At 69.0% G+C, this 21,891-nt stretch carries 17 protein-coding genes; 8 read left to right on the top strand and 9 right to left on the bottom strand.

All coding sequences use genetic code 11. The features are described 5' to 3' along the window. Positions 1–79: 79 nt before the first annotated feature. The gene (locus CVO96_RS03335; RefSeq protein WP_103310311.1) at positions 80–874 is read right to left on the bottom strand and encodes a hypothetical protein; all 795 of its coding nucleotides are present in this window, start codon (positions 872–874) and stop codon (positions 80–82) included. A gap of 189 nt (positions 875–1,063) precedes the next feature. Between CVO96_RS03335 and acnA the strand changes: the two genes are divergently transcribed. Both acnA and CVO96_RS03325 read left to right on the top strand, forming a co-directional pair. Next, positions 1,064–3,775 (top strand): aconitate hydratase AcnA, encoded by a 2,712-nt coding sequence (gene acnA / locus CVO96_RS03330; RefSeq protein WP_103310309.1) that lies wholly within the window; start codon positions 1,064–1,066, stop codon positions 3,773–3,775. A gap of 103 nt (positions 3,776–3,878) precedes the next feature. Continuing rightward, positions 3,879–4,664, top strand: coding sequence for a S1 family peptidase (locus tag CVO96_RS03325; RefSeq protein ID WP_103310307.1), 786 nt, complete (start codon positions 3,879–3,881; stop codon positions 4,662–4,664). 47 nt (positions 4,665–4,711) lie between these two features. Here CVO96_RS03325 and CVO96_RS03320 read toward each other — a convergent pair whose 3' ends face one another. Continuing rightward, positions 4,712–5,278, bottom strand: coding sequence for a Uma2 family endonuclease (locus CVO96_RS03320; RefSeq protein WP_165795186.1), 567 nt, complete (start codon positions 5,276–5,278; stop codon positions 4,712–4,714). A gap of 171 nt (positions 5,279–5,449) precedes the next feature. On the opposite strand from CVO96_RS03320, the gene CVO96_RS03315 reads away from it, so the two are divergent. Further along, the gene (locus CVO96_RS03315) at positions 5,450–5,812 is read left to right on the top strand and encodes an endonuclease domain-containing protein (protein ID WP_103310302.1); all 363 of its coding nucleotides are present in this window, start codon (positions 5,450–5,452) and stop codon (positions 5,810–5,812) included. 9 nt (positions 5,813–5,821) lie between these two features. Here CVO96_RS03315 and CVO96_RS03310 read toward each other — a convergent pair whose 3' ends face one another. The 3 genes from CVO96_RS03310 to CVO96_RS03300 all read right to left on the bottom strand — a co-directional run bounded on the left by CVO96_RS03310 (position 5,822) and on the right by CVO96_RS03300 (position 14,184). After that, positions 5,822–11,299, bottom strand: coding sequence for a DNA repair ATPase (locus CVO96_RS03310; protein ID WP_103310300.1), 5,478 nt, complete (start codon positions 11,297–11,299; stop codon positions 5,822–5,824). Positions 11,300–11,501: 202 nt separating this feature from the next. Further along, on the bottom strand, positions 11,502–13,487 hold the full coding sequence (locus CVO96_RS03305; protein WP_103310298.1) for a flotillin family protein: 1,986 nt from the start codon (positions 13,485–13,487) through the stop codon (positions 11,502–11,504). Positions 13,488–13,563: 76 nt separating this feature from the next. Continuing rightward, on the bottom strand, positions 13,564–14,184 hold the full coding sequence (locus CVO96_RS03300) for a hypothetical protein (protein WP_165795185.1): 621 nt from the start codon (positions 14,182–14,184) through the stop codon (positions 13,564–13,566). 257 nt (positions 14,185–14,441) lie between these two features. Here CVO96_RS03300 and CVO96_RS03295 point away from each other — a divergent pair, with 257 nt between their 5' ends. Together CVO96_RS03295 and CVO96_RS03290 are read left to right on the top strand one after the other, a co-directional pair. After that, positions 14,442–14,768, top strand: coding sequence for an HNH endonuclease (locus CVO96_RS03295; protein ID WP_103310293.1), 327 nt, complete (start codon positions 14,442–14,444; stop codon positions 14,766–14,768). Between the two features lie 42 nt (positions 14,769–14,810). Further along, positions 14,811–15,419, top strand: a complete 609-nt coding sequence (locus CVO96_RS03290; RefSeq protein ID WP_103310290.1) for a hypothetical protein — start codon at positions 14,811–14,813, stop codon at positions 15,417–15,419. Here CVO96_RS03290 and CVO96_RS03285 read toward each other — a convergent pair. Then, positions 15,416–15,805 (bottom strand): hypothetical protein, encoded by a 390-nt coding sequence (locus CVO96_RS03285; protein WP_103310288.1) that lies wholly within the window; start codon positions 15,803–15,805, stop codon positions 15,416–15,418. The genes CVO96_RS03290 and CVO96_RS03285 overlap by 4 nt on opposite strands. A 115-nt stretch (positions 15,806–15,920) precedes the next feature. Here CVO96_RS03285 and CVO96_RS03280 point away from each other — a divergent pair, with 115 nt between their 5' ends. Further along, complete coding sequence (locus CVO96_RS03280) at positions 15,921–17,321, top strand: S8 family peptidase (protein ID WP_243398143.1); 1,401 nt, start codon at positions 15,921–15,923, stop codon at positions 17,319–17,321. Between the two features lie 216 nt (positions 17,322–17,537). Here CVO96_RS03280 and CVO96_RS03275 read toward each other — a convergent pair whose 3' ends face one another. From CVO96_RS03275 to CVO96_RS03265, 3 genes are all read right to left on the bottom strand, one after another. Then, positions 17,538–17,795: a hypothetical protein gene (locus CVO96_RS03275; protein WP_243398142.1), complete on the bottom strand. Its 258-nt coding sequence runs from the start codon at positions 17,793–17,795 to the stop codon at positions 17,538–17,540. 115 nt (positions 17,796–17,910) lie between these two features. Then, positions 17,911–19,032 carry an enolase C-terminal domain-like protein gene (locus CVO96_RS03270; RefSeq protein WP_243398435.1) on the bottom strand — a complete coding sequence of 374 codons (1,122 nt, stop codon included), beginning with the start codon at positions 19,030–19,032 and terminating at the stop codon, positions 17,911–17,913. Positions 19,033–19,055: 23 nt separating this feature from the next. Then, positions 19,056–19,823: an ATPase gene (locus CVO96_RS03265; protein ID WP_103313269.1), complete on the bottom strand. Its 768-nt coding sequence runs from the start codon at positions 19,821–19,823 to the stop codon at positions 19,056–19,058. Positions 19,824–19,944: 121 nt separating this feature from the next. Between CVO96_RS03265 and CVO96_RS21555 the strand changes: the two genes are divergently transcribed. Next, positions 19,945–20,079 carry a hypothetical protein gene (locus CVO96_RS21555; protein WP_279326989.1) on the top strand — a complete coding sequence of 45 codons (135 nt, stop codon included), beginning with the start codon at positions 19,945–19,947 and terminating at the stop codon, positions 20,077–20,079. A 128-nt stretch (positions 20,080–20,207) separates the two neighbouring features. After that, complete coding sequence (locus CVO96_RS03260) at positions 20,208–21,839, top strand: PRC-barrel domain-containing protein (protein ID WP_103310283.1); 1,632 nt, start codon at positions 20,208–20,210, stop codon at positions 21,837–21,839. Positions 21,840–21,891: the final 52 nt, after the last annotated feature.

Below are 21,891 nucleotides of genomic sequence, written 5' to 3'. Positions count from 1 at the left end.
ATGGGCTTTGATCAATGGCGAGGGCTGAAGCTGAGGCTCTGGCTCGCCTCATAGCTCACCGCTCAGAGCCCAGAGCTCCTTATTTCACTTCCGCCACCAGATTCAGCACCGCTTTCTTCAGGAACGGGGCGCCCTGCCCCTCGGCCAGCACCTCGCCGCTGGTGCCGTCCACCACACGCGCCTGCGCCCGCGCGGCGCCGCTGCCGTCGCGCTCGACGACGATTTCCAGGCGCTGTCCGGGGCCCATGCCCTGCGCGGCGTAGTTCAGGCACCAGTCGGCCCAGTTCACGCTCTCGGCGGGCGCCTTATTGGCCTTCGCCTCCTGCTTTTCGTGGTACGCCTGCGTCTTCTGATCCACATGGGTGCGGATCACCTCGTAGCGCTGGGGCGCACTCAGCGAATCGAAGGGCACCTCGTCGCCGCTTTCGGGGTGGTGGACGGTCGTGTCGGGCGCCATCTTCTGAACCACGTTCGCCATGATCCGCAGCTCGGCGGGCTCGGGAGCGTCCTCCCAGGGGGCCTCCTCGACCATGCGGGCCACCACGCGCTGCTGCTCGGGCTCCAGCTCAGTCAGGATCTTCGCGGCGGGCTTCAGGGCGCGGGCCTGCTTCTCGCTCTGGGGCTCGATCCCCAGCGGAGAGAGGACTTTGGCGACCTCGTTGGCGTCGATCAGGCGGCCCGCCTGCGCCTGCGAAAAGCCCCAGCGCTGTTCCAGATACGCCTCGAAGCTCTCGTACCGTTCGCGGTAGAAGCCGTTGTCGCGAATCTCGCTGAGGGCCTGACCGGTGCGCTGAAAATCCCGCAGGCCGTCCTTGACCGTCTGTTCCAGGGACTGCAGACGGTGCTTCTGGTGGGGTTCAAGTTCGGTGCTCATGCAGAAAACCTCGGATGGGGGAGATGTCCGGTGGACGATAGCAGAATCCTAATGTTGTCTCCAGGGGGGTGACAGATTTCCGGCCCTCGTGCCTGTCCGGGTTACGGCCGTACCACACGGCGCCGGCTTATGATGGTCGGGCAATCAGGCCCAGCAGTCCAACTCTCCGGGGCCAAGGAGGATGCCCACATGGCGATGAATCTGTTCGGAGCGCGCGACACGCTCACCACGAAATCTGGCCAGAAACTCTACTTCTACAACCTGAACAAGTTCCAGGAGCAGGGCCACGACATCAGCAAGCTCCCGGTGAGCATCAAGGTGCTGCTGGAAAGCGTGCTGCGCGAGGCCAACGACTACGACGTGCGCCGCGAGGACGTGCTGACGGTCGCCGGCTGGAACCCGAAGAACGCCGAACTGGAGATTCCCTTCAAGCCCGCCCGCGTGATCCTCCAGGACTTCACCGGCGTGCCCGCCGTGGTCGATCTGGCCGCCATGCGAACCGCGATGGTCGCGCTGGGCGGCGATCCCAAGAAGATCAATCCGCTCATTCCGGTCGATCTGGTCATCGACCACAGCGTTCAGGTGGACGAGTTCGGCACCGACTTCGCGCTGGCGAACAACATGGCCCTGGAATTCGAGCGCAACCGCGAGCGCTACGAGTTCCTCCGCTGGGGCCAGCAGGCCTTCGACAACTTCGGCGTCGTGCCGCCCGCCTCCGGCATCGTGCATCAGGTCAACCTGGAGTACCTCGCCAAGGGCGTGCAGAGCCGCCCGGAAGATGACGGCGTGGTCGTGTACCCCGATTCGCTGGTGGGCACCGACTCGCACACGACCATGATCAACGGCCTGGGCATCGTGGGCTGGGGCGTGGGCGGCATCGAGGCCGAGGCGGTCATGCTGGGCCAGCCGATCTACATGCTGATGCCCGAAGTCATCGGCTTCAAGATCACGGGCGCTATGCCCGAGGGCGCCACCGCGACCGACCTCGCCCTGCGCGTGACCCAGATGCTGCGCGAGAAGGGCGTGGTGGGCAAGTTCGTCGAGTTCTACGGCGCCGGCCTGAGCAACATGACGCTGCCCGACCGCGCCACGATTGCCAACATGGCCCCCGAATACGGCGCCACCATGGGCTTTTTCCCGGTGGACGAGGAAGCCCTGCGCTACCTGCGCCGCACCGGCCGCCTGGAGGACGAGATCGAACTGGTCGAGTCGTACTACAAGGCCCAGGGCATGTTCCGCACCGACGAGACGCCCGACCCCGTGTTCACCGACACCATCGAACTCGACCTGGGCACCATCGTCCCCAGCCTCGCCGGCCCCAAGCGCCCGCAGGATCGCGTGAACCTGTCCGATATGCACACGGTCTTCGCCGACGCCCTGACCGCCCCCGTGAAGGGACGCGGCTTCGAGCTGAGCCCCGCGCAACTGGACGCCCAGGGCACCATTGCCGGCACGGAGATCAAGATCGGGCACGGCGCGGTCACGCTGGCCTCGATCACGTCCTGCACGAATACCTCCAACCCCTCGGTGCTGATCGCCGCCGGGCTGGTCGCCAAGAAGGCCGTCGAGAAGGGCCTGAAGAGCCGGCCCTGGGTCAAGACCTCGCTGGCCCCCGGCTCGCGCGTGGTCACCGAATATCTGGAAGCCGCCGGACTCCAGACCTACCTTGACCAGATCGGCTTCAACACGGTCGGCTACGGCTGCATGACCTGTATCGGCAACTCCGGCCCGCTGCCCGAGCCCGTGGTGCAGGCCATCCAGGAGGGTGATCTGGTGGCCGCCTCCGTGCTGAGCGGCAACCGCAACTTCGAGGGCCGCATCAACCCGCACATCCGCGCCAACTACCTGGCAAGCCCTCCGCTGGTCGTGGCCTACGCGCTGGCGGGCACGGTCGTGAACGACATCGTGAACGACCCCATCGGCACGGGTTCCGACGGCCAGCCCGTCTACCTGCGCGACGTCTGGCCCACCACCGCCGAAATCCAGACGGTCATGGACAGCGCCATCAACGCCGAGATGTTTCGCAAGGTCTACGACGGCATCGAGAAGTCCAACGCCGACTGGAACGCCATCCCGGTCGCCGAGGGCGCGCTGTTCAACTGGAAGGAAGATTCCACCTACATCCAGAACCCGCCCTTCTTCGAGAACCTGGCCGGCGGCCCCTCCGAGATCGTGAGCATCGAGGGCGCCCGCGCGCTGGTGAAGGTCGGGGACTCGGTGACGACCGACCACATCTCGCCCGCCGGCTCCTTCAAGGCCGACACGCCCGCCGGGAAGTTCCTGACCGACCGGGGCATCGCGCCCAAGGACTTCAACTCCTACGGCAGCCGCCGGGGCAACGACCGCATCATGACGCGCGGCACCTTCGCCAACATCCGCCTGAAGAACCAGCTGGCCCCCGGCACCGAGGGCGGCTTCACCACCGACTACACCACCGGGCAGGTCAGCTCCATCTACGACGCCGCCCAGAACTACAAGGCCAGCAACATCCCGCTGGTGATCTTTGCGGGCAAGGACTACGGCATGGGCTCCAGCCGCGACTGGGCCGCCAAGGGCACCTTCCTGCTGGGCGCGAAGGCGGTCATTGCCGAGAGCTTCGAGCGCATCCACCGCTCCAATCTGGTCGGCATGGGCGTGCTGCCCCTGCAGTACAAGAACGGCGACACCGCCGACTCGCTGGGCATCAGCGGCGACGAGGTGTTCGACGTGATCCTGCCGGCTGACCTGAAGCCCCGCCAGGACGTGACCCTGCGCGTGACGAAGGACGGTGTGAGCCGCGACGTGACCGTGCAGTGCCGCATCGACACGCCCGTGGAAATTGATTACTACAAGAATGGTGGCATCTTGCAGACGGTGCTGCGGAGCATTCTGGAGCGGAGTAAGGGCGAAGTGAAGGCGTAAGCCGGAGCCAGACAACCTGAGTTAAACAAGCCCCGCCCAGTCTCCCAGGCGGGGCTACTTAATATCCAAGTTGAGAATTATAAATTCAAAATATGGAGGTAAAATGCTTGAGAACATTGGCGGCAGACCTATTATGCGTTACTCCATTGAGTTCGCCTTCTTTTCAATATGTAGAATAACTGCAACATCGTTGGACGGAATGTCGGGCGGCGAAGGAACGGGATTTCTGATTTGTTTAAATCACGACACGCCTGACTCTAGGTTAATGTTGGTTACTAACAGACATGTGATACCGGAACAGGATATGTCTGTAAATCTATCCCTAAATTCGAGATCTAAAGATGGACAAATAATAATAGGAGATAGAGCAGTTACTAATATAAACATGTCATCTATAAAAAGCTTTTACCATCCGGAGTATGACTTAGCAGCAATAGATATTACTAGTTGCGTTTGGGAACCTAGTGGGCCATATGTAAAATTTTGGGTTCCAGAACAATTTATCCCTAGCTTCGATGAACTTTGGCCAGGTAAGGAAGTGGCGTATCTTGGCTACCCAGATGGCAGATTTGATGAATACAATAATCTACCACTTTTGAGACAAGGTATTATCTCATCCTATCCCACATTGGATTACAATAACCGTAAGCTGTTTTTGATAGACACACATTCATATCGTGGTTCAAGTGGGAGCCCCGTATTTACTGAGTTTAATCAGAAACTGTATCTCGTTGGAATATTTGTAGAACTCCTCACCACGAAGGTCTTAGCACCGTTCGGCTCTCAAATGGATATTGAAGTAGAACTACCGATGGGGCTGGGTGTTGTGATAAAATCTCCAGTTATTCAAGACTTTTTAAATTTGATTTCATCTGCTACCAAAAATTGAGAAATGGTGGAGCTACTAGCCAAAGCCTGCGCCTGTGCGGGGTGGGGTCAGAGGGGGACGTTGCGGTAGATGGCGTCGAGGGAAAGGGGGATGTTCAGGCAGGGAATGCTGAGCGTCCCCTCGCCTTCTGCGTACTGTTCGGCCCACTCTTTTCCGCTCCGGGTGTACAGGCGGGCGGCGCGCGTGGCGGTTTCGACCAGCAGATACCCGTGCAGGCTGGGAATCCGCAGATAGTCGCTCGCCTTGAACACGTTGTCGATGGTTCGGGTGCGCTCGCTGACCACTTCCACGATCAGGCATGGCAAGCTGATGTACAGGGCGTCCATTGGGCTGTCATCGAAACTGACCATCACGTCTGGGAAATAGTGGGTCACATGCGGCAGGACGGGTGGAGCCAGACGAAGGCGTAGGTTCGATTTATAGACGAAGCCGCCCAACTGTCTGGCCGCCGGGTGAAGTGCCACAGCGATGTTGCCCCCGATGAGGGCATGTTTCGACTGGGCATCTTCCTGCCGCACCAGGAAGCCGTCTATGCTCTCGTACCGCACGTCGCTGGCAGCGAGGAAAGCCAGGTACTCTTCCTCGCTGAGCCTGCGGCGGGTGGGGTCGGTCATGAAAGCAGTGTATCGGGTAGACATTTTGAGCCTGCGGGGAGTGGGCGGTGGCGCGGCGTATGACCCCTCCGCCCCTGCGGGGCACCTCCCCTCAAGGGGAGGCAAGAAGTACCTTGGCTCCCCCTGAGGGGAGCTGGCACCGAAGGTGACTGAGGGGTTAACCTTCCACCTATGCGGGACACCTACACGAGAAAACTTGTCCCACGGGCAAAGGAGTTGCGCCGGGAGCAGACCCCCGCCGAACGCAAGCTCTGGTTTCTCTTCCTCCGCACCCACCCGGTCAAGTTCCGCCGTCAGGTACCCATGCACGGCTATATCCTCGACTTCTACGCGCCGTCCGTCGGGTTGTGTATCGAGCTGGATGGCCGCAGCCACGACGGCGAAGGGGCGCAGGCGTACGACGCCGAGCGGACGCGGGTGCTGGAGGCGGGTGGTGTCCGGGTGCTGCGGCTGAGCAACGGGGATGTGGAGGGCGAGTTCCAGGCGGTGTGTGGGGCGGTGGAGGTGGCCATCCGGGAGGGGACACCCCTTTGACCACCGCGCCTACTCTCCCTTCTCGGGGCGGCCCACCGGCCCCGGCGCTCCAACGGGCCTGACCACGCTCGACTGTCGCCGGCGGATCACCTCGACGAGTTCCAGCAGGGCGGCCGTCACCTGCTCCTGGCGCCCGGCCGACACGGCGAGGCCCTCCAGCAGCGGCTCGATGGTGGCCCGCAGGGTCTCGGGCAGAGCGCTGAGGGCGGGGTGGTTCTCTGGCGGGTCACGGGCTTCGCGCAGACCGCTGGCGATGTCGGCCAGCAGCGGCCCCAGGCTGGCGCGCAGGGCGTCGGGGAGGGCATCGTGGAGGGCGTCGGTCGGCGGGGCGGGCGGGGTCTGCTCCGGAGAGTTCAGCGTGCCGAGGTGCTGCAGGCCGCTGGCGATGTCGGCCAGCTGCGCGACCATGCGCTGCCCGGTGTCGGCGTCGTCGCCGCCCATGGCCCTGCGGCGGCGGAAGTCGGCCCGGATCTGCTCCCAGCGGGCCTGCTCGGCGGGGCTCAGGGTGCCGCGCAGTTCGCCCAGCTTCAGCAGGTTCTCCTCCGCGCCGCCCGTGAGCATCTGCGCCTCGCCCTGGTAGTGGTCGCTGATGAGCTGCTGCAGCTCGGCGTCGTTCATGGCGGGGGAGACCTTCTCGGCCAGCTTGGTCATGTTGCGGTAGCTGCCCTGCAGCCGGAAGGCGGGCTCGCTGCGGTAGGCGTCGGCCTGGGCGGCGCTGGCGATGTACTGGGCGTTCACGCGCGCCAGCACGTCGCGCACCTGCATCAGCCTCTGCAGCGTGGCCACGATCTCGGCCACCTCCGCGCCGCTGTAGGCGTGGCTCAGGGCATTCAGCGAGACGTCCTGCCCTGTGGACTGGCCCCCGGACTCGCCGCGGGACTGGTGCTGGGCCCTTTGCACCAGCAGGTACAGGTCGTTCAGGTCGCGGGTGGCGAGCGGGGCCAGCACCGGGTTGCTGGTCAGGCTGTTCTCGATGTAGCTCAGCGCGAAGGCGTCCTCCATACCGCCCAGCACGTCGCCCAGGTTGTAGATGTCGGCGCGGTTGGCGAGCATGTCGGGCACCCTGAACACCTCGCCGGACTCGGTGTAGGGGTTGCCGGCCATGACGACCGCGAACCTTCGCCCGCGCAGGTCGTAGGTGCGGCTCTGGCCCCGCCACACGCCCTCGATCCGGCGGGTGCCGTCGGTCAGCGAGATGAACTTCTGCAGGAACTCCGGGTGGGTGTGCTGGATGTCGTCGAGGTACAGCATGACGTTGTTGCCCATCTCCAGTGCGAGGTTCAGCTTCTCCAGCTCCTGGCGCGAGGTCGCGTCGGGCGCCTGCGCCGGGTCGAGCGAGCGGACCGCGTGGCCCAGCGCCGGCCCGTTCACCTTCATGAACACCAGCCCCAGCCGGTGCGCCACGTATTCCATCAGGGTGGTCTTGCCATAGCCGGGCGGCGAGATCAGCATCAGCAGGCCCATCCGGTCGCTGCGGCTCCCCTCGCCCACGCTGCCCATCTGCTTGGCGAGGCTGTCGCCGATGATCGGCAGGTACACGTCGTTGATCAGGCGGTTGCGGACGAAGGAGGTCAGGGGCCGGGCCTGGTACTCGCTCAGGCGCAGGCGTTCGCGCTCCTGCGCGATGACCTCCTGGCGAAGTGTCTGGTACCGCCCAAAGGCGGGCACGAACTGGGTGCGGTGCGTGTGCAGGCGCGCCAGGGTGTCGTCGATCTCCAGGCTCAGGGTGCCGGACTGGAGGCGGGGGTGCTCGCCCAGCAGGCCGCCCAGGTCGGCCCGCAGCGTCACGTCCCGGATCTCGTGGGGCAGCGCGGCGCCGAACAGCTTCAGGGCGGCGGCCTCCGGCACGAAGCGGGCGTGGCGGGCCAGCTCCGGCGTGCGCGTCAGGGCGTCCAGCCACTGCTGCGCCAGCGTCCAGCGGGCGGCGAGGTCGCCCTCCAGGCGTTCCAGCGACTGCCGGAAGGTGCCGGTCATGCCGGCGGCGTCCAGGCGGGCGTCCAGCGCGGCGACCAGCTCGGCGGCGGCGCGAGTGAACCCGAAGACGGCCCCGCCTTCCCCCCGTCCACTCGCCTGCCGTTCGTCGGCCAGCTCATCGGTCAACTCGTGGGCCATCTCATCGGCGAGGTACGCGGCGGCCTGCGCGGTCTGCTGGGGCGTGTGCCCGATGTGCTGGGCGGTCAGGAAGTTCGCGATCTCGGCCCCCAGGGCCTGCACGGCCGCCCCCAGCGCGTCTGCCGTGCCGAACAGGCGCCGCAGGGCGTGGGCATGGCCCAGCGTGTCCCGCCACGCGGCCTGCTGCCCGGCGTGGCTGGCCCAGGTCAGCACCGCCAGCGCGCGGACGGCCGGCGGGTGCGCGAGCGGGCCGGCGGCGCGGCTCAGGGGCAGCAGGGCGCGCAGGATCAGCGCCGCGTCGTGGTCGTGGACGCCGGTCTCGTAGCCCTCGCGGTAGCGCGGCGCGGCGAAGTCGCGCACCCGGCGGGTCAGGGCCTCCGGCGGCTCCAGCAGGGCCTCCAGGGCGTCCAGGCTGAGCCCCTCGCGGCCCTCCCGGGCGGCCTGGAGCAGCTGACCCGCCAGGTATTCCCCCCGGTAGACCTCGGGCGATTCGGACTCCAGCGTGACCGGCCAGAAGGCGCGCAGTTCGCTGAGCCCCGCATGATCCAGCGGCTGCAGGTAGTCGGTGCCGGTCAGCTGCACGGCCAGCCCGCCCTCGCGCGGCAGCAGGGTCAGGTCTAGAGGCTGGGTGTTCACGGAGAAGCGCCAGCGCGGCCCCAGGCGGATCACGGCGCCGCCGTCCTCGAACAGGTCGCTGCGGTCGCGCAGGGCACGCACGGCCGCGTCCTGCGCCGCCTTCAGGCGGGCCTCCAGATCGTCGGCCTTCACGGCGTCCTGCAGGTCGCGCAGGCGGCCCGCCAGCTCGCGCAGCTTCAGGATCAGCGGGTCGCCGGCGAAGAAGGCGTTCAGCTCGTCGGGGCTGCCCAGGCGCGCGGCGCGCCCTGTCAACCCGCCCAGGATGCGGGCCCCGGCGTCCATGACCGCCTGCGCCCGGCGGCCCCGCTCGTCCAGCAGCGCCTGACGGCGTTCGCTGAACACCTCCAGCAGTTCCTCCCGCTTGCTCAGCAGGTCGCTCAGGAACTGCTCGTGCTCGCCGAACTGGCCCTCCAGTTCCTCCAGGCCGACCAGCAGCCGGGCGAGCTGCTCGTCGGCGCGTTCGGGCGTGGTCGCCAGACTCAGGGCGCTCGCCACCGACTGCCCGAAGAGCCCGAACTGCGCGGCGAACTGCGCGACCAGCTCGCCCGCCCCCAGCGCCTTGCGTCGGCCCTCGCTGCGGGCGCGCGCTCCGTTCAGGCGGGCGTACAGGGCCGAGATCGCCTCCACCACCGCCGTGCGCCCGGTGGCGTCGTCCACCTTCAGGCTGCTCAGCAGTTCCGAGAGCACGTCCAGGTCGGCGGCCAGCGCGGCCATGTCCTGCAGGCCCCCGGCCAGCTCGCGCGCCGTACCCGCCGCCTGGGCCTGCGCCTCCAGCGTGTCCAGTCGTCCGGCCAGGGGGGCCAGGGCCTGCTCGCCCGAGAGGAACGCGCCGGTGGCCGCGCCGATGCGGGAGTGGGCCTCCTGCAGCTCGGCGCTCATGGCGTCGATGGCGGCGGTGTCGATGTAGCGCTCGCCGCGCAGGGTCAGCACCTTTCCGCGCAGGGCGCTGATCTCCCCCAGGGCCTGGGTGTACTCCGCGATCTGGGTCCAGCTCTCCGGCTGCAGGCGGCCCAGCAGCGCGTGGTGCGCGGCGCGCGCCTGGGTCATGGCCGCCTCCGACTGGGCGCGGATGCTCTGCACCTTGCTGAACTCGTCCAGCATCGCCTCGCCGGTCGCGGTGATCTCGCGCAGCAGGGTGTGCAGGCCGCCGCAGTGGTCGTCGTCGAACCAGGGGTGCTGCTCGTGCAGGCGGCGGGTCTGGGCGCCCAGCCGTTCGTAGCGCCCGGCCGAGACCTCCGCCGCGCCGAGTTCGCGCGCCAGGTCGTACAGGTCGGACACCGCGCGCACCAGTTCGGCGTTGCCCAGCCGCCCCATGAAGGAGCTGCCGGGCGGGCGGCTCGCCGCGTACTCGTCGCTGGTGAAGGGCGTCTGCCAGACCTGCATGGGGTGAACGCGGGTGGGTTCCGGCGACTCGGCCTGGAAGAGCACCATGCGGCCGTCGAGCAGCCGCGCGAAGCCGTGGGCGAAGATGGGCGCGCGCAGCTGGCGCTGGATCAGGTTGTAGACGAACAGCGCCGTCCGCCCGCTCTCGCGCTCGTAGAACACGTACAGCACGTCCTCGCCGTTGGGCGAGCGGAGCATCTGCCGGAACTCCATGCCCTGCATGGAGGCGTCAAAGGCCCGGTACTCGCCGCTCTGCAGGTACGAGCCGCCGGGAAAGAGGATGCCGTGATCCTCGGGCAGCTGCACGCAGGCCTGCAGGATGGCGTCCAGGCGCACGACCCTGCGGCTGCGGGTGTTGTAGACCAGCCCGCGCCACGCCTGCTCGCGGTACGGCCGCACCCGCAGCAGGATCAGCGAGCCCACCCGCGCGTACTCGAAGGTGGCGTCGTCGATGGACTGGGTGCTGTCCTCCACGCTTTCGCTGAAGATGCCCTCGCCGGTCTCGGTGTTGTTCTCCACCTTGATCGTCAGGTCGCCGCCGCTGGTCTCCACGAACAGCGTGTCGAGGATGTTCAGGTGCGGAAAGCGCCCGCTGACCTCCAGCTCGCGCCCGGCCCTGACCCACTCGAAGTCGAAGGGGGCGGGCGGCGCGAGGTCGCGTTCGCCCCGCGCGTCGAGGTAGCTGGCCTCGCCCGCCGCCGACAGCGCCCAGCGGAAGACCCGCACGTCGCTGCTGCGCTCGCCGATCTGGAAGGCGGCCAGCAGCTTCTCGCCCTGCGTGGCCAGCTGCAGCAGCCGGGCGTGCTTGTAGTAGGCGTACAGTTCCTCGAAATCGCGCACGAAGGCCGGCTCGGCCAGGAAGCTGCCGGCCAGGGGCAGGGGCTGCAGGTCGTAGCTGCCGCCCTCCTCGACCAGCCGGTACAGGCCGAACACGTCCTCGACGCGGGTCTGCGAGCGGAGCCCGATGTAGACGTTGAAGCCGAACAGCAGCGCCTCGCCGGCCTGCACCCCGCCCCCCACCTGAACCCCGCCCACCTGAACCCCGCCGACCTGAACCCCGCCGACCTGAACGATGTCGCGCCCCACGCCGTTGTTCTCGGTGCGGATGCGGGTTCGTCCCAGCAGCGCCAGGGTGCTGTCGCCGAATTCGGCGAGGCGGCGGGCGTTGAGGTCGTCGGCCACCGCCTGCAGCCGCTGGCCCTGCGCGCCCAGCCGCCGGCTCAGCACCTCGTAGGCCCCGCCCTGCGCGACGGCCTCGTCGGTGCCCCCCTCTGCTGCGGGACTGGCACTGGTCACAGGGCTGGTTGCGGGACTGGCCGCTGCGCGGGCAGCGGGACTCTCGGTGGGTTCGGTCATGGGTGTCCTCGGAACGGTGCGGTGGGGCGATGTCCACCGCGCCGCTTGGCAGCTCTGCGGGCCAATCCGCTGCCCGGCCAGTTCTCCCTCAGGGGAGCCAGGGGTCTTCCGGCCGCCCGTCTACAGGGGGTCACGCGCGCCGCGCCGGAGGGATCGGGCGTGCAGCACGCCCCACTCCCCCGGGAGAGGGCGCGGCCCGGACTCAGCGCTCCACCACGCTGCGGGGCGCGGGCGTGGGCACGGGCGCCGGGCGGGGTCTGACCCCCAGGTAGCGCTCCATGAGATCCTGCACCAGCGGGCTCTTGGCGGTGAAGCCCTCCACGGCCTTGCCCAGCGAGACGGCCTTGCTCAGCGCCTCGAACATGCCGCCCTCGCCGCCGACCAGATCGATCTTGGCGTCTTTCAGGGCGCTGGACAGCACGGACGCGTTCTCCCTGGACACGGCCTTGTCGGCCTCCAGGGACGCCAGCGCCTCCTCCAGGCTGGTTTCCAGGGCCATGCGGTATTCCTCGTGGCTGCGGGCCTCGGGGCTCATCTGGCCCATGGCGCCGAACTTGGCGCTCAGGCCCTCGGCCTCGGCGGTCATCTTCTTGCCGGTGGCGGCGGCCTCGGCGCTGCCCTGGGCCTCGGTCACGCTGGCGCGGGCCTGACCCAGGCGGGCCTCGCCATCGGCCTCGGCGCTCAGGCGCTCGGCCAGCACGCGGGTCTCGGCGCTGCCCTGCTTGTAGTTCGCCTCGGCCTTGGCCTCGATCACGCGGGCCTCGGCGGCGCCGATCTTCTCGATGGCGCTGGCGCTGGCCTCCTGTACCAGGGCCAGGGCCAGACCCGGCGCGGCCTGCTCGATGCGCGTGGCGTCGGCCAGGATCTTCTTGGCCTCGGCCTGCCGGCTGGCGGCGTCGAACTCGGCCTGCGCGATGGTGGTCAGCTCGGCGGCGCGGTGCTTGGCGGCGGTCTCGGCCCCCTCGGCGGCCTTGACCTCCTTCACCATCAGTTCCTGCGCCACGGCCTCGGCGGCCAGCACGCGCACCTGCCGGGCGCGGTCGGCGGCCGACACTTCGCGCACCTCGTTGATGCGCTCCTCCTCCTGCGCGACCGTCTTGTCGATGGAGATGCGCTCGCGGGTGATGTTCGCCACGTCCATCACGCCCTGCTCGACCACCTTGTCGCGCTCGACTTCCTGCAGCTTGACCTCGCGGTCCGTGGTCACGGCCTCCATGCGGGTGGCCCGCGCGACCCGCTCGGCCTCGATGGCCACGGCGCGCAGGCGGCCCTGCTCGGCGATCTCGACCTGCCGCTGGCGCTCCTGCTCGCGGATCTGCACCTGTTCGGCGGTCTGGATGCGGGCCTGTTCGGAGAGCAGCCGCTGCTCTTCTTGCACCTTGGCGGTCTCGGCCTGCTCGCGGGCCTGGATGGTCTCGATCTCGCGCTTCTGGCGGGCCTCGGCCTCGGCCTGCTGGCGTTCCAGGGCCAGCGTGGACTCGCGGGCCTCGACGTTCTTCTTGGTGATCGCCAGCCGCTCGTTCTGCTCCAGCTCGTTGGTTACGACGTTCTGCGCGGCCGTCAGCTCGGTGATCTTGCGGATGCCCTCGGCGTCCATGATGTTGTTCTGGTCGAGCAGGGCCTTGGGGGTCTGCTCCAGGTAGTCGATGGCCACGTCCTCCAGCACGTAGCCGTTGAGGTCGCGGCCGATGACGTGAATCACGGCGTCGCGGAATTCCTCGCGCTTCTCGAACAGCTCGATGAACTCGAACTTCTTGCCCACGGTCTTGAGGGCCTCGCTGAATTTGGCGTTGAACAGCTCGTCGACCGCCGCCCGGTCCGAGGCGCGGTGGGCGCCGATGGCCTTGGCGACCTTCAGCACGTCCTCGGTGGTCTCGTTCACGCGCAGGTAGTAGGCCACGGTGATGTCGGCGCGGATGTTGTCGCGGCAGATCAGGCCCTCCTTGCCGCGCCGGTCGACCTGCAGCGTGATCAGGCTGATCTTCATGATCTCGGCCTTGTACAGCACCGGGATCACCAGCGCGCCCGTGAAACGCACCTTCGGGCGGGCGCTCATGTCGTTGACGATCAGCGCCGTGCCCTGCTCGACTTTCAGGTAGAAGGCCCGGATGATGGCGATCAGGCCCAGCGCGACGATCAGCAGCGCGCCGAGGCCGATCAGGAAGGGCAGGAAGATGGAGAGGGTCATGGCAGGGCTCCTTGCAGGGGTGGGGGGCTCGGGCGGGGCGGCCGTCAGGCGGTGCAGAAGTCGGACGGCGATTCGGTCAGGCGTTGAAGCGGTCTTCGGAGACCACCAGGTAGCTGTTCTCGGCGGGGTCGTAGTCCAGCAGCACGACGCGTTCGCCGCGCCGTGGCTGATCCGGCGGCTGGGCGCGCACCTGCAGGATCAGGCCCGCGCCTCCATCCTCCACGGCGGCCCGGCCGGAGCGCTCGTCCACACGGGCCGAGAGCACCTGTCCCACCCGGCCCACCAGCGAGCGCGGCTGCCCGGGTTCGACCTTCTGCAGCAGCCGGCGCAGGGGCCGCAGCAGCCAGGAGGTCAGTAGGGTGGCCGCCACCAGCGCGCCCAGCAGGGTGAGCAGGCCCACGGGCAGCCGCAGCGCGGCGGGCAGCCCCGGCCACAGCAGCAGCTGAAGCAGGTACGTGAGCACCCAGCCGATGAAGCTCAGCAGCGTCAGCACCAGCAGGGCCGGCACGCCTCCCAGGCCCAGGCGCCCCAGCACTCCGGCCGAGGTCGCGGCGTCGCCGTCCCCTCCGGCCCAGCCGTCCTCGCCGCTGGAGAGCAGACCCCCCGCCACCAGGCCCCACGCCACGACGCAGAAGGCGAACAGTACGCTCCAGAGCACCGTGGGAAAGCTCAGGGCGGTCTGCAGGAACGCCGTCACCGCAAGCCGCCCGGGTCCCGGTGGCCTGCACGGCCCATGCCGACGCCGCCCCACGCCGGGGCCTCGCTTCTCCTTCGGGTCACAGACCTAAAGGTAGCCGACGGGTTCTTACACGCGTCCGTCACCTGCGGCCACCCGGGTGTACAGGAGTTCCACATGCTTCTCATTACGCGGCCGTGTGTGCAGAAGTTGCCGGGGCCGGGGCGCCAGCCTTCCGCCCGCCGGGGGAGAGCGGGCCGCGCCCTATCCTGTCCCCCATGGCCCGGAAGCAGGATCAGTCCAGTTGGTACGCCGAACCCAAGCCCCCCGAAGTCTGCGTGCTGTGCGGGCGCGAGGCCCCGAACCTGACCGACCACCATCTGGTGCCCAAGTCGCAGGGCCGCCGCCAGGGCGTCAGGCTGGGCGACATCCCCACGGTCAAGATGTGCCCGGCGTGTCAGGGCTACCTCAGCAAGACCTTCAGCAACGCCGAGCTGGCGAACGAGCTGAACACCGTCGAGGCGATTCTGGCGAGGGAAGAGGTGCAGAAGTTCGTCAAATGGGTGCAGAAACAGCCGCTGAGCAAGGGCGTGCGGGTGCATTGAGCGGGGCATGGGCCGCTGGAGCGCTTCCTGAAGTACGAGTTCGTGCGCTGGCCGGACGAGGGGCTGCGCGCAGTGGTTGGGGAGTTCCGGTGGCCGCTGGTCACGCGCGTCGAGCAGCGTTTCCACTCCGAACGGGGGCTGCTCGTCGAGCTGATCGACGCCGACGCCCCGGAGCCGGCCCGGCCGACCGTGCGCCTGAGCTGGGACGCCTTCCATGCACGGATCCTCGCGCTGGAGGTTGACGACGAGTTCTACAGCGGGCCGTACGCGCAGACCTACGCCTGGAAGACAGGCACCGAGCAGCGCTTCCTGCACGAGATCGTCAACGACCTCAGCCCCTGGATCGAGGAACTGCCAGACGACACCCCGGCGGTCGGCGTGGTTCCGCCCTCCGGAGCCCCGGTGGCCGCGCGGGAGGATACGCTCGCACAGAACCCGTCCTGGCACACGCCGAGCGGGAGGTTCTATAGGCCCGGCACGCCCATGATCGGGGAGGGCATCGACGTGATCGTCTCCTTCGGCGCGGAGGCGAGCGGGACGCGGGTGCAGTGGGAGGCGCAGAAGCGGGCCAGTCCCCGCTCCCGCCCCTGTTCACTGCCCCGGCCTCCAGCATGGTCGAGGTGCCGTGGGGAGGTCATGGCCCCGACCTAAGGCGTGTGCAGGGTCAGCGTGTCGCCGCAGGCCGTGGTGTTCACGAGTTCGGCCAGCCCTCCCAGCGTCGCCGGCGCGGCGTCGATAGCCCGCACGTCGCCCCCCCGCAGGCTTCGTCCGTCCGGCAGCGTGATGGTCAGGTCGCCGGCCGCCAGCTGCGCGTTCCACGACGGGCACAGCGCCTGCGCGCCGCTGATCACGCCGCCCACGACCTCGCCGGAGTTCAGGGTCAGGCGGGCCGGCGTGCTCAGGCTCAGGGCGGCAGACGTCGTGGCGGGCGTGCTGGGGGCCGGGGCGGCGCCCCCGGTATGGGTCATCAGCCACCACACGCCGCTCAGGAGCAGGCCCAGCAGCAGCCAGGCGGCCTGGTGGCGCAGGAAGGTCATGCCGCAGGGTATGCCCCGCCGGAGAGCAGCCGGCCTCCCCGCCCGCCGCGTCTCCTGAGGGAACGCTCCAGCCCGCCTTCAGGGTGGTATCAGGTCTGTGCGGTATACGTGGAGCATGATCACCTCCCGCCTGGCCTGGCCGCTGCTCAGTCTGACCCTAGTTCTGACGGCCTGTCCGGCGCCCCCCACCCCGCCGGTCGTCGTCTGCCCGCAGGGGCTGAGTTCGCTGGCCGCCGATCCGGCTGGGCAGAGCGCTCCCGGAGCTGAGCCGGGCGCCGTGCTCAGGGCGCTGGCAGCGACGGTTCCGGGGGCGGTGGACTGGGACGCTCCGCACGTGCCCGGCGAGGTGCTGGTCATCGCCGGGGGCGCCGGGACGTCCGGCCTGAGCGCGCAGGGGCTCGCGGCGCTGTCGGGCGTCCGCACCCAGGGCGTGCTGGGCAGCCTGAGCCGGGCCTTCACGCCAGCGGGGGAGACCGATCAGGCGTTCGCGGCGCGGCTGGCGGCGGCGGGCCTCCGGGTGCAGCCGAATTTCGTGTATCGGGCGCTGGCCACGCCCAACGACCCGGGCTTTCCGGGCAACGGTGGGGTGACCATCGCCACCGGCAGCGGCGACCAGCAGGTCACCCAGACCTACCTGACCCGGATCAGGGCCCCACAGGCCTGGAATTTCCTGGCGGGCTGCGGCAAGACCCCTGTGGGTGCGAAGACGGCGGTGGTGGACTCGGCGCTGGACGCCGGACACGTGGAACTCAACGGGCGGATCGCGGAACAGGCGTCCTTCCTGAACGTCGAGACCGGCACCACCACGAACGTCCATGCCACGGCGGCGGCGGGGGCCATCGGCGCCGCCACCAACAACGGCAAGGGGCTGGCAGGGGTGAGCTGGAACGTGCCGCTGATGTCGGTCGAGGTGCTGGGCACCAGTGGCACCACCACCGCCGTGCTGGCCAGGGGGCTGAACTACGCGGTCGAGAAGGGGGCCAGGGTCATCAACATGAGCCTGGGCGGCGCGCGCGATCCGAGCAAGCCGACCGACCCCGGCGACAGCGTGCTCAACAGCGCCCTGAGTGCGGCGGCCAAATCGGCCGTGCTGGTGGCGGCGGCTGGGAACACGGCCCAGGACGGCGTGTATTACCCCGCCAGCCATCCGGATGTCCTGGCTGTGGGGGCGCTGGGCAACAGCGACACGGCCCTGGCCTGCTACAGCGCCCGCCCCAACACCGTCTTCAAGCGGGCGCTGGACGTGGTCGCGCCGGGTGGAGCCGGCTACGGCCGGTGTCCGGGCACCACCGCCACCCAGGACATGCTGCTGCTGGCGCCCGAGGATCAGTACGAACTGGCGGCCGGCACCAGCTTCTCGGCTCCGCTGGTGAGCGGTGTGGTGGCGCTGATGCGCGCGGCCAATCCCGGACTGAGCGCGGCCCAGACCAGAACCCTGCTGCTGAGCAGCCTCAACAAGGCGAACAAGCTGCCCATGCTGGACGCCGAGGCCGCCGTCCGCGCCGCGACCCGCTGAGCCGGGACGGTGCGGCGGCGGGCACTGTTCGGAGCAGAGCCCCCTCGTGGCCTACATCTGCCCGCAGCTGAGCCTCGTCAGGCTCGGCGCCCCTGGCGGTGAGAAGCCTGACATCCAGTCGCCAGATCATCCAGACAAAATCCCGCCCGGTGCTCCCGGGCGGGATTCGTGTCGTCAAGGTCGGCCCTGCTCAGTGGTCGGTCAGGCGCGGCAGACTCAGCGCTGGCGGCGCTGCTCGGCGGCCAGGGCGGGGGTCTGCAGGTGGTGCAGCAGCAGGAAGAACACCAGGATGGCGTGGACGGCCAGCATGGCGAACAGGCCCTGGTCGGGCTGCTGGGCGTAGGCGGAGGCGCCGAGCAGCTGGAAGAGGGTCAGGATCAGCAGGGCGCGGGGCCGGCGATCACTGAACTTCAGGTAGGCATAGGTGCCGGCGCTCATGCTGAACAGCAGCGGAAAGAAGAGTGCGTTAAGCATTTCTGAACCCATACCTCATTATTGCCAATCCGACCTTTCAATGTTCTGACTTGCATAGGGGCGTCTTGGGCGCTGGTCTGGGGCCGCTCTACCGGAGCCCCTACGGCCGGAGTCCCTACAGCCGGAAGCGGCTCAGCCGGGCCGGATCGACTTCATGCCCCCGCAGCGCGGCCACGTCCAGCCATCCGTCGTGAAACGAGATGGGCCGGTTCAGCAGATCGCCCCTCAGCTTGAGCACGAAGCTCAGTTCGCACGGCTCGGTCACCTCGGCCTGGGTCGACAGGAGGGCGGCGTGCAGGGTGCCCAGGCCGGAACTGGCCTGCGAGCCCACCATGCCGAGCCGGCCCTGCCCGGCGGCGCGGCGCAGCATGGCCCGGCCGTCGGTGAAGCCGTTGCGGGCGGTCTTGACGTTCAGGACATCGAAGGTGTCGAAGGCCAGTTCACGTTCCAGGTCGGCGGGCGTGAACACGGAGTCGTCCGCGACGATGGGCAGGGTGCCCTGGGCGTGCAGGGCGGCGCGGGCCTTCAGCTCCCGCACGGGCAGGGGCTCCTCCACGTACAGCAGCCCCGCGTCCCGCAGGGCGGCCAGCACCGCCGGCGCCGTCTCGGGGGTCAGGGTCTCGTTGGAGTCGGCGTACAGCGCCACCGCATCGCCGTATTTAGCCCGCAGCTCGCGGATCACGCGCAGATCCTGCTCCCAGGCGCGGCCCACCTTGACCTTCAGGCAGCGCACGCCGGCCTCCACGACCTGCGCGGCCTCGGCCAGCATCTCGGCGGGCGGGGCGATCCCCAGGATGAAGCTCACGCGCACGCGCTCCCGGGGCCCCAGCAGCGTGTCGAACAGGCTCAGCCCCCGGGCGCGGGCGCGGGCGTCGTGGAGGGCCATGTCCAGCGCGCCTCGGGCCGTGTGGTTGTTCGCCACCGAGTGCCGCACCCGGTTCAGCGCGGCCTCGTCCGCGATGTCCAGGCCGCGCAGCCCGCCCTCCAGGTGCCCCAGGATGGCGACCACGCTGGCGCTGGTCTCGCCGTAGATGGTGGGGCGGGGCGTGGCTTCCGCGACTCCCACCGTGCCGTCCGAGAGGGTCACGCGCACCAGCACGTGCTCGGCGGCGTTCATGGTGGAGTGGGCTCCCCAGGCCAGCGCCGAGGTCAGCGGCAGGCGGAAGGGCCAGCCCTCGACCCGCTGCACGGTGATCCCTGATGGCTGCTCCGTGATCTCTGACGGCTGCGGCGTGATCTCCACGGGCTCGCCACCCGGCCTCACGCCCAGTCCCGCAGGGCCTGGGCCACCTGGGCCGGGCTGAGTTCCACCGTGTCGAGCAGCAGCGCGCGCCCGCGACCCAGGGGCCGCAGCAGCGCCTCGGCGGCGGCCGGATCGTACTGCCGGCGCTCGCTCACCACGATCCGCACTTTCGCCAGCACCTCGGCCGGGCTGTGGGCGCCCGCGAGCCCGGCCAGTTCGTCCAGCTGGGCCCGGGAAAACACCGCCCCCACGCCCGGCAGCGCCTGGAGCGCGGCGCGCAGGTCGGTCTCGGGGGCCGCGCCGCGAACCCGGTCGAAGGCGTCGGCCCGGCCCAGCAGGCGGCGCACCCGCACCAGATCGGGGGCACCCAGCGCCACGAAGCGCCACGCCGGAAAATGCTGAACCGCGTAGCGCACCTCGGCCTCCCCCCGCAGGCCGTCGAAGACCGGGCGCTGGCCCCAGTGGCGGGTGTCGGCCACCAGCGAGCCCAGCGCCTGCGCCATGCCGCCGGGGTGGGTCTGGCGGTACAGGGCGGTCAGGCGGAAGCGCTCCTCGCGGTCGGTCACGCTCTGGCCGGCCAGCGGCAGGATCATCACGGCGTCCGCGATCCGTCGCCGGTCCGGCAGGACGCGCAGGCGCTCGCCGCTCAGGGCCGCGAGCGCCGTGCTCTTGCCCACGCCGGTCACCCCGACCAGCACGGTCAGGGACAGCTCGCCCAGCCGGGCCTCGAAGGTGGCGGGCGGGGCCGGATCGGCGCGCAGGAAGGGCAGCTGGGGGCTGGGAATCACCCCTGTACGCTACAGGCTGGCCTGTCTAAAGACCTCCGCAAGGTTCAGTCAAGTGGGGGTAAGGCGTTCTCACGCTGAGCGTCGGCCCGGGCTTCCTAGACTGACCAAAGGAGGCACTATGACGCGATTGAAAGGCAGTTCTGGGGGTGGGGGCCGTTGGTGGCTGATCATCCTGATCCTGATCGTGCTGTTCCTGCTGGCTTATTTCCTGTACCTCAAGCCACAGGGCCTGCTCGACCTGGGCTTTATCTGATCGTCGGGGCCCTGCCCGTGCCGGGTTCCTGAGGCGCTGAACCCCCGGGGGCTCCCGCAGATTCACGGTTCCGGCCCCGGACGCAGGCTCCGACATCCATTTTTCGATTTCCCGAAGGAGACACTTCCATGATCAAAGGCAAAGACATTCTCGGCCGGCACATCGTCGCCGTGAGCAACGGCGAGCGGCTCGACACCGTGCGCGACGTGGTGTTCGACCACCAGGCCAACCAGGTGCTGGCCCTGCTGGTTGATGAAGGCGGCTGGTTCAGCGCCGCCAAGGCCGTGCCGTTCGGTTCCATCCGTTCCTTCGGCGAGGACGCGGTGATGGTCGGTTCGGCCGAGGACATCACCACCAGCCGCGACGACGTGCGCCTGAAAGAAGCGCTGGAGGCCAAGCAGAGCCTGATCGGCATGACCCTGCTGACCTCCGACGGTCAGGATCTGGGCAAGATCGCCGACGTGTATTTCGACGAGCAGACGGGCAAGGTCGAGGGCTACGAGGCCACCGGCGGCCTGTTCTCCGACCTGAGCAGCGGCCGCACCTTCGTGCCGGCGCCCACCGACGTGCAGATCGGCACCGACGCGGCCATCGTGCCCATCTCGGTGGCGGCCGCGATGCAGGAGCAGGAGCCGGGCGGCCTGAAAGGGGCCTTCCAGTCGGCCTCCGAGAGCGTCAAGGGCGCCTACGAGAACATCGCCGAGGCCACCAAGGAGCGCCAGAAGGAGTTCGCGGTGGGCAAGACGGCCGGCGCCGACCTGACCCTGGACGACGGCAGCGTGCTGGTGCACAAGGGCGAGACCATCACGGCCACGCAGGCCGACCAGGCCGAGGCGGCGGGCAAGCTGGGCGCGCTGGCGACGGCCGCCACCGGCGGCACCCTGGCCGAGGCCTACGGCAGTGTCAAAGACCGGGTACAGGAGCGCTACGAGGACGTCAAGGACGCCACCGCCGAGCGCCAGAAGGCCTACGTGGTGGGCAAGACCGCCAGCCGCGAGATCGCCACGGACACCGGTGAGGTCATCGTGATGAAGGACGCCGTGGTCACCGAGCACCAGGCCGAGCGGGCCGAGCAGGCCGGCAAGCTGGCCGCGCTCACGGCGGCGGCCACCGGCGGCGCCATCAGCGGCGGGGTGCAGCAGCTCCGCGAGCGGGCCCAGCTCGACCCCAACGACCCCGAGGCCGCCATCGGCCGCCGCGTGCAGACCGACGTACGTGCGCCCGGCGGCAGCCTGGTCGCGGCCCAGGGGCAGATCGTGACGCCGGCCATCCTGGAGCGTGCCCGCCACCTGGGCGTGGAGGCGCAGCTGCTGGCCGCGACCCGCGGCGCCTCCACCGGTGCGGGCGCCGGCGCCGCCGTGGCCGGGGGCCTCGCCTCCGTGTCCGAGGGCGCGAGCAGCCTGCTCGACAAGGCCAAGAGCTGGCTGGGCGACAAGCGCGAGGAGGCCGGCGCCGCCATCGACGAGCGCCAGCAGGAGATGCAGGAGAAGCGCGTGCGGGACGCCCTGGGCCGCCCGGTCAACCGCGTGATCCTGGCGCCCGACGACACGATCATCCTCAACATCGGCGAGATCGTGACCAACAAGGCCGTGCAGGCCGCCCGCGACGGCGACGTGCTGGACATCCTGCTCGATTCCGTGAGCAAGGAGACCCCCCACATCGACCCGCTGGCGAGCCGCCCGCACGAGACCGGTCAGGCCGCGCTGGAGAGCCAGTCCGACCCGACGGCTCCGACCAGCCCGACCACCCGCGAAAGCTGACGCTTCCTTTCCCAGAGCGGGCCGCCCCACTTACCGGGGGCGGCCCGCCCTG

The organism is Deinococcus koreensis, assembly GCF_002901445.1.
Lineage (GTDB): Bacteria > Deinococcota > Deinococci > Deinococcales > Deinococcaceae > Deinococcus > Deinococcus koreensis.
This window is presented reverse-complemented; position numbering and strand designations above follow the sequence as displayed.

What these genes read in the sequence shown, in the direction of transcription:
- CVO96_RS03335 (WP_103310311.1), bottom strand. Translation starts at nt 874, where the DNA reads ATGAGCACCGAACTTGAACCCCACCAGAAGCACCGTCTGCAGTCCCTG.
- acnA (WP_103310309.1), top strand. Translation starts at nt 1,064, where the DNA reads ATGGCGATGAATCTGTTCGGAGCGCGCGACACGCTCACCACGAAATCT.
- CVO96_RS03325 (WP_103310307.1), top strand. Translation starts at nt 3,879, where the DNA reads ATGCTTGAGAACATTGGCGGCAGACCTATTATGCGTTACTCCATTGAG.
- CVO96_RS03320 (WP_165795186.1), bottom strand. Translation starts at nt 5,278, where the DNA reads ATGACCGACCCCACCCGCCGCAGGCTCAGCGAGGAAGAGTACCTGGCT.
- CVO96_RS03315 (WP_103310302.1), top strand. Translation starts at nt 5,450, where the DNA reads ATGCGGGACACCTACACGAGAAAACTTGTCCCACGGGCAAAGGAGTTG.
- CVO96_RS03310 (WP_103310300.1), bottom strand. Translation starts at nt 11,299, where the DNA reads ATGACCGAACCCACCGAGAGTCCCGCTGCCCGCGCAGCGGCCAGTCCC.
- CVO96_RS03305 (WP_103310298.1), bottom strand. Translation starts at nt 13,487, where the DNA reads ATGACCCTCTCCATCTTCCTGCCCTTCCTGATCGGCCTCGGCGCGCTG.
- CVO96_RS03295 (WP_103310293.1), top strand. Translation starts at nt 14,442, where the DNA reads ATGGCCCGGAAGCAGGATCAGTCCAGTTGGTACGCCGAACCCAAGCCC.
- CVO96_RS03285 (WP_103310288.1), bottom strand. Translation starts at nt 15,805, where the DNA reads ATGACCTTCCTGCGCCACCAGGCCGCCTGGCTGCTGCTGGGCCTGCTC.
- CVO96_RS03280 (WP_243398143.1), top strand. Translation starts at nt 15,921, where the DNA reads ATGATCACCTCCCGCCTGGCCTGGCCGCTGCTCAGTCTGACCCTAGTT.
- CVO96_RS03275 (WP_243398142.1), bottom strand. Translation starts at nt 17,795, where the DNA reads ATGCTTAACGCACTCTTCTTTCCGCTGCTGTTCAGCATGAGCGCCGGC.
- CVO96_RS21555 (WP_279326989.1), top strand. Translation starts at nt 19,945, where the DNA reads ATGACGCGATTGAAAGGCAGTTCTGGGGGTGGGGGCCGTTGGTGGCTG.
- CVO96_RS03260 (WP_103310283.1), top strand. Translation starts at nt 20,208, where the DNA reads ATGATCAAAGGCAAAGACATTCTCGGCCGGCACATCGTCGCCGTGAGC.